The organism is Streptomyces sp. NPDC054796 (assembly GCF_053611545.1).
Map to the genome: position 1 here is coordinate 20462 of NZ_JBSHAO010000081.1, position 6696 is coordinate 27157.

Genomic DNA, 6696 nt, shown 5'->3' on the forward strand with positions numbered 1-6696 from the left:
CACCCGCGATGAACCCGACTGGTGCGAGGGTCGTTTGTGAGCTATAGCTCGGCCATGTTCTTGACGCCGCCTGGACGTTCAGGTCAGAGCCGCGTAGCCAATCGAAGGAGTGGTACCGATGCTCGAGGACTCGAAAAGACTGGAGTTCTTGGATGCTCTTGACGATCCCTCAATTAAGTGGCATGCAGTCCAATCCATGGACTTTGGGGTTCTGGATAAAATCCTACATGAGGGGCTGCCGGCCTCGTATCAGTCCGAGGACGGTGAGTGGTGGCAGGTATGCGTGTCAAGGTCCCCCGGTTCAACCGCCAAGGAAGGCAAGCTTTATAACTCATTCTTGAGGTATACGATGGAGTCTTCCCGCTTTGCGGTCGCGATACGCACTGACAAGAGCCATCGTCCGGAACGGTGGTTCTTTCAGGATGAACAGATCACCACGCAGCGAACTCCCCCGGCCGACATAGTAGCGGTAGCGGTCAACGATAGGACACTTGCTTCTTCATTGTCGGCAGTCGAAGTGGACGGCCTTCAGATAAATACCATCAACCGCGAGTACTTTGAAGGAAATCTCGAATGGATGCACAAAGTCTGCGGTGAAGTGGCAGCAAAAGAATTTCGGGAAAAGTGGGCCGGTGCCGGTGTAGGAAATGGTCGAGTCCAAAAGATAATGCTTCGCGAAGTCGAATCGCATATGCACACGTCAGGTGGTGGCATTTCCACCGTGGCCGACGCCATCAAAGATTGCATCGTTCGGGCCGGAAGCTCCGCCACCCTTCTTTCCTGGGACGACCAGACCAAGCAAGCCCTAGAGTCCATCACCGAGCGGCTTTCAGCCGGTCAGGCAATCACCTCGTCCCTAAAGGAATTGGTCCAAAGCCGACGGTCACAGCAGGCGATTGCTGCGGCAGCAAGGCTGCCCACCTCTATTAACAACACCAGCAACCAGGCCGCCGTTTTCTCCGGTTCTTCAGCGTCGCCCGTCACGAGGCTGGGTGATCGCCTCAAGTCTTTTGTGAGGAAACCGGCACGAAGACTGTAGTTCCGGTGTCCGTGCTGGCCAGCAGCTCGTGAGGGCTCCGGGGTGGTGCCGTTCTTCGCACGCCGCACCCACGGCCCACTGTTCCTCACCGACCGCATGGCCCCGGCCGGGACACCCACAGCGTTCTTACCGGCACCCCAAGACCGGCGCCGGCCGAGCTGAAGCAGGTCCGGGCGCTTGCGGTGCGGCCGACGCCTTCGCCCGGATCGGGCCGCAGGTCATCGACGCCCTGAAACTGATCGAGCGGCACAAGGACTTCGGGCTCGTCACCCGGCCTCGGGGGCCCCGTCCGTCACGTCCCCGTGGCCATCCCCGTTCTCCTCCGCGTCCCGCAGTGTCTCCGCGTCCAGGACGAAGGGGTGGGGGCCCAGGGGGTTGACCAGGGCGCGGACTCCGTCCGGGAGGAGGGTCACCAGGTCGGTGGCTGTGGTGGAGGCCCAGGGGCAGGCTCCCGCGAAGAGGGCCAGGCGTTCCCAGGAGGTGAAGACCGGGACCACCGGGCCCTCCACCGTTTCTGAGACGAGGAAGCCCGGGTTCTCGGGGCGCTGGAAGTAGAGGCGGGCGTCGCGCAGGGCCGCCAGGCGGGCGGGGCCGGAGCTCGATGGCTGTGCTTCGGCGTGTATCAGGTCGCGCAACGACATTGCTTCTTCTCCCCCATGACTGCTCGTGGGCATGATCGCACGAGCGTCCGGTGGCCGTGCTGTGAGCTTCCCCGCAGGGTGCCGTCAGCGTGTCGAACAGGTCCCTGGACCCGGCGAGCCGTCGCACCTCCGGCAGGCTGAGGTGTTCGTGCGGGAGGAGCGCCGCCTGTTCGTCGAAAAGCCGCTGGAGGAAGTCGGTCCGCGGCTCGTCGTCGGCCCTGTTCTCGTAGAGCGCGACCAGTTCGTCCACGAGAATCGAGAGCGACCAGCCGTCGGTGAGAGTGTGGTGGATGGCGAGAACGAGGCGGTGGCGGTCCTCGCCGTGCCGGATCATCGCGGGTTTCCAAGAGTGACGGTTCGGCGAGGTCAGAACGGTGCTGTCATTCTCTGTTCAATACCTTTTCCAGGTCGGCCTCGGTTGGATCTCGGAAGTGCATCCCTTTTTGTGTGGCCGTCACCGGTCTGATGTCCGCGATCCCGGTTGGGAAAGGATTACGGAATGGCCTGTCCGGGGCCTCTATGGGCACAGTTCCGCCAGAGAGGTGTCCGGGGCGGAGGCGGCCCTTTGCAAGGTGGTGCGCCATGTCGTGATGAGGCGGTCCAGGCGGGGCTTGTCCGGGGTGCCCGTGGATTCGGCGTGGAGGCGGTAGTGGCCCGCCGAGGTGCCGAGGGTGAAGTGGATGGCCTCCGTGACGGGGTACGACCACGACAGCAGGAGCCACCCGGCGGGGACGAGCGGGGGGCCGACGTAGCTGAAGGCGAACGCCGGTTCCGGGGCCGGCGCCGTGCTGCTGCCCGGGTGGCCGGTGCCGGTGCCCGTGCCCGTGCCGGTGACAGGGGACGTGAGGGCCTCGCGCCATGTCGTCGCGGGGGAGAAGGCGAGGGCGAAGGGGTCGGCGAGAACGCGGGGTCTTGGCCGTGTCCGGGAGGGGTCGGCGGCGTCCCGGCCGTCGGACAGGACCGCCAGCGGCGCCGCGGGCTCCCACGCGCCGAACATGGCCCGCAGCGCGAGGTGGGCGACCTCGGCCGGGGTGCGGTCGGTGTCGCGCGGCCACAGGCGCGTCGGCACGGGGTACGAGGACGAGGCGTGTCTGCGCCGCAGCGGCGAGGGGCCGGTGGCGGCGGGGGAGAGGGCCGCGCCGTGTGCCCGGTGCGCCCTCGCGGGGTGGAGCTGGGGGGAGGGCTCGGGCGGCACGCCGTCGCGGAGCCGCCGCGCGACCTCCGCCAGCAGGTGGCTGACCGTCAGCGGGTCGGCGACGGAGATGTCGCAGCGGATGTCGAGTTCGGGCCCGTCCCAGGGGATCTTCAGCACGGCCCGCAGCCCGCCCACCGTCAGGGCCCATGAGCCGGAACGTGTCCGGTACCAGTCGTCCTCCGGTGCCGACGGCGGTGCCGGTGCCGGTGCCGGTGGTGACGTCGCGGGGCCGCTCCCCGCCGGGGTCGCGGCGGACGCCGTGGTCAGTACGGGCATGGTCCGCAGCGTGGCGCGCAGCGCGTGCCGCAGTTCGCCCGGCCGTACGGCGGGGATGTGCACCCGTACGGCCAGTGTGCGGGGCACGCAGGGTTGCTCAGCGGCCGTCGCACGGGGCATCGGGCCGGGGCCGGGAGAGGTGCGGGGCAGTTCCCGGGCCGACAGGCCCACGGGTAAGTCGGTGGGGTTCATGCGTCGCTTCTCCTCAGCTTCCGCTTGCTCAAGTCCGTCCAGCCTCCGTGACAGCGGACAGAGGGCGCTGAAGGTGCCCGAGGCGCGATCCATTGCCGGGCACCCGGAATTCACGTGCACGGGAAAATCTTCGGTGGAGCACCGTACCGGTCTCGTTCCCTGATCTCGTTCCCGGTCCTGTTCTCGATCTCGGCCCGATCCGGATGGAAAAAGGCCGGAATCCGTACTCGAATCGCCGGGGACGGTCGGTTACCGGGAATTCCGCGATGCGGGAACGCGGAGGTTACGCGCTGGTCCTGGGCCTGCGGAAGGTCCGGATGCGTACCGTTCCGGGGGCGGGAGACTGTGGTGGCATATGCATTCCAGCGTCACGGTCGGTTTTTTCGGCGACCGCGCGGTACTTAGCAGCCTCGGTGGGAGCGGTGAAGACGCGTTCCGGACTCTTTGTCCAACGCAAAACCTCCTTTCGTCCAGGAGTGCGGTGACTTCTCGGCAAGCGTAACTATCCTTGCCGCTCCTGACCAGAACTCCCTCCAATGCACTGGATTCCGCTCGGAAAGTGCTTGAAATAGGCACAGAAGAGTACGGTGGTTGTTTCGTCGACGTGTCGGCGTAAAGAACGGGAACGCCGTGGTGGCGGACGCCGGGCGTGCCGCGGCCGACGCCGGGCCGCCCGTTCCGGCGTCGGCCGCGGCTCGCCGTCCGGGTACGAGGGGTACGGGCACGGGGGTCGGGCGTACGGGGAACGTTGGTAGCGTGGGGTAATCCACGCCCGCGCCGCAGCCCGTGCGCGGCCCTGATGAGGAGCCCCTCCTGTGACCCAGCTCGCGCTAGGACCCTCCTGGCTGGACCCGGACTACCTGATCCAGACATTCGGCCTGATCGGGATCCTGGTCATTGTCTTCGCGGAGTCCGGTCTCCTGATCGGTTTCTTCCTTCCCGGTGACTCGCTGCTCTTCACCACGGGACTTCTCGTCGCGACCGACCAGTATCTGCACTACCCGCTGTGGCTGGTGTGCACCCTGGTCGTGATCGCCGCGGTGCTCGGTGACCAGGTGGGCTATCTGTTCGGGCGGAAGGTCGGGCCCGCGCTCTTCAAGCGGCCGGATTCGCGGCTGTTCAAGCAGGAGAACGTCGAGAAGGCGCACGACTTCTTCGAGAAGCACGGCGCGAAGTCGCTGGTGCTGGCGCGCTTCGTGCCGATCGTGCGGACGTTCACGCCGATCATCGCGGGCGTGAGCCGGATGCAGTACCGCGTGTTCGTCACGTACAACATCATCGGTGGCGTGCTGTGGGGGGCGGGCGTCACGCTGCTGGGGGCCGGACTCGGGCAGATCGCGTTCGTACGCGACAACATCGAGGCGATGCTCGTCGGGATCGTGCTGCTGTCCGTGGTGCCGATCGTGATCGAGTATCTGCGGGCGCGGCGCGGCTCGAAGAAGGCCGCCGCGGCTGCCGCAGGGGGCGCGGGTGCGGGCGCGGGTCCCGTGCCGGGTGCGGCCGGTGTTCCGGGCACGCCGGGAGTTCCGGGCGCGGGCGATGTTCCGGGTGCACCTGGTGTTCCGGGTGCGCCGGGTGCGGTGCCGCCTCCGCCCGTTGACCCCTCGCGGGGACGCGGCGGACGGCACGCCCGCCGCTGATCCTCCGCCGCTGATCCTGCGCTGTTGCTCTCGGGCCCGCCCCCTCACGGGGAGCGGGCCCTTCTCGTTGCCCCGCGCTAAGACGCTGACTTGGCCAGGGCTCCGTCTTCCGGTGAGGGGTCCCTCGGGGGTTCCGGGTCGCGGCCTCCGGGGAGGATCCGGGCCAGCCAGTGGGAGCGCCCCGCGATGAGGGGGGCGATCACGGCGAGGATCAGGACGTAGCCCGCGATGAACGGCGAGAGGCGGTCGTCGAGCCCGGCCGCCGCCGCCATCGTCGCGAGGATCAGCGCGAACTCGCCCCGCGCCAGCAGGGTGGTCGAGATGTTGGCCGTCGGCTGCGCCCCGAACCCGTACAGCCGCGCCGCCGCCAGCCCTGCCAGGACGTTCATCATCAGCGTGACCACCACGGCGATCAGGACGGGCCACAGCACCGTCGGCAGATCGCCGGGGTCGATGGAGAGGCCGAAGCCGAAGAAGAAGATCGCGCCGAACGCGTCGCGCAGGGGGTGTACCAGTTCGCGGATGCGCTCACCGGACGCGGTGTTGCCCAGCATGAGGCCGACCATGAACGCGCCGATCGCGTCGGCGACCCCGAACTCCTCGGCGATGCCCGCGACCAGGACCGCCGCGCCGAGGAAGGAGATGACCAGCAGCTCGTTGTCCTTGGTGGCGAAGAGCCTGCCGATGACCTTCGTCCCGTACCGCGCCGCGATGGCCAGCACCAGCAGGAAGCCGAACGCCTTGCCTATCTGGAGCGCGGCCGCCGCGAGGTCCTCCGCGCCGGAGAGTACCGGCTGGAGCGCGGCGAGATAGAGCGCCAGGAAGATGTCCTCGACCACGATGATGCCGAGGATCGGCTTCGTCTCGGGATTGCCGATGCGTCCGAGGTCGACGAGGACCTTCGTGACGATCGCCGAGGACGATATGCCCAGCACGCCCGCGAGGACCAGCGCCTCCGACGTCCCCCAGCCGAGCAGGAAGCCGAAGGCCAGACCCGCTCCGACGTTGAGCGCCAGATACGCGCCGCCCGCCAGGGCCATCTTGCGCCCGCCGGTCTTCAGATCGTCCATGTGGAATTCGAGGCCGAGATAGAAGAGCAGCAGCACGAGGCCCAGCGCGGAGAGCATCTCCAGATCGTGCGGGTCCTTGAGCAGGACGAAGCCGGGCGTGTTCGGGCCGAGGAGTATCCCGGCGAGGATGAACAGCGGGATCGTCGGCAGACCTATTCGGTTGCCGAGGCGGGCGAGGACGGCGGCGGCGACGAAGGCGCCGCCCATGGCGAGCAGGGTGTCAGCGTGTCCCATCGGTCACTCACCGCCGAGGGGTGAGGACGGGCGGGGGCCGGGCCGGGCGGGCGTCAGCGAGCGGATGGTTCCTCCTTGGCTTGGCGTCCGGACAACTCCGGTCTGGCGCGACTTCGGGCACTATGTCTCGGTCAAGTGTGCGTCAAGACAGCGTCAATACTTAGTTTAACAAAGGACCCTTCGCCGCAACCCTGCCCTGTGGAAAACATGCGAAGGCCCAGGTCACGGCGGGTGACCTGGGCCTCGTGCGCCTCATGAAGCGACGGGGAGACGCGGCAAGGAACGGCAAAGTGCGGGCCCTCGCCCCCCGCCCGCCGCCCCGTTATGTTTTTCGTGGTCCTGTAAGAGGGCCGCTGGCCTCCGGGCCCGGCATGACTTTTGCCCCCTGTCGCACGGATGACCTGGGGGG

General features: G+C 67.5%; 5 protein-coding genes and 1 pseudogene. 2 read left to right on the top strand and 4 right to left on the bottom strand.

Annotation, left to right across the window (positions count from 1 at the left end; genetic code table 11):
- Positions 1–118 precede the first annotated feature (118 nt).
- Complete coding sequence (locus ACWGJ2_RS37180; protein ID WP_453350803.1) at positions 119–1039, top strand: hypothetical protein; 921 nt, start codon at positions 119–121, stop codon at positions 1037–1039.
- A 266-nt stretch (positions 1040–1305) separates the two neighbouring features.
- Here the strand turns inward: ACWGJ2_RS37180 and ACWGJ2_RS37185 are convergent, their stop codons facing one another.
- From ACWGJ2_RS37185 to ACWGJ2_RS37195, 3 genes and pseudogenes are all read right to left on the bottom strand, one after another.
- A complete protein-coding gene (locus ACWGJ2_RS37185; RefSeq protein ID WP_453350804.1) occupies positions 1306–1680 on the bottom strand; it encodes an SseB family protein in 375 nt (124 codons plus the stop codon).
- Between the two features lie 265 nt (positions 1681–1945).
- Positions 1946–2014, bottom strand: a pseudogene (locus ACWGJ2_RS37190) (hypothetical protein); the annotation flags it as partial.
- Positions 2015–2197: 183 nt separating this feature from the next.
- Complete coding sequence (locus ACWGJ2_RS37195; protein ID WP_453350805.1) at positions 2198–3343, bottom strand: hypothetical protein; 1146 nt, start codon at positions 3341–3343, stop codon at positions 2198–2200.
- 815 nt (positions 3344–4158) lie between these two features.
- Here ACWGJ2_RS37195 and ACWGJ2_RS37200 point away from each other — a divergent pair.
- Positions 4159–4983 carry a DedA family protein gene (locus tag ACWGJ2_RS37200; RefSeq protein ID WP_453350806.1) on the top strand — a complete coding sequence of 275 codons (825 nt, stop codon included), beginning with the start codon at positions 4159–4161 and terminating at the stop codon, positions 4981–4983.
- 77 nt (positions 4984–5060) lie between these two features.
- Here the strand turns inward: ACWGJ2_RS37200 and ACWGJ2_RS37205 are convergent, their stop codons facing one another.
- Positions 5061–6260 (bottom strand): cation:proton antiporter, encoded by a 1200-nt coding sequence (locus ACWGJ2_RS37205; RefSeq protein ID WP_453350807.1) that lies wholly within the window; start codon positions 6258–6260, stop codon positions 5061–5063.
- Positions 6261–6696 lie beyond the last annotated feature (436 nt).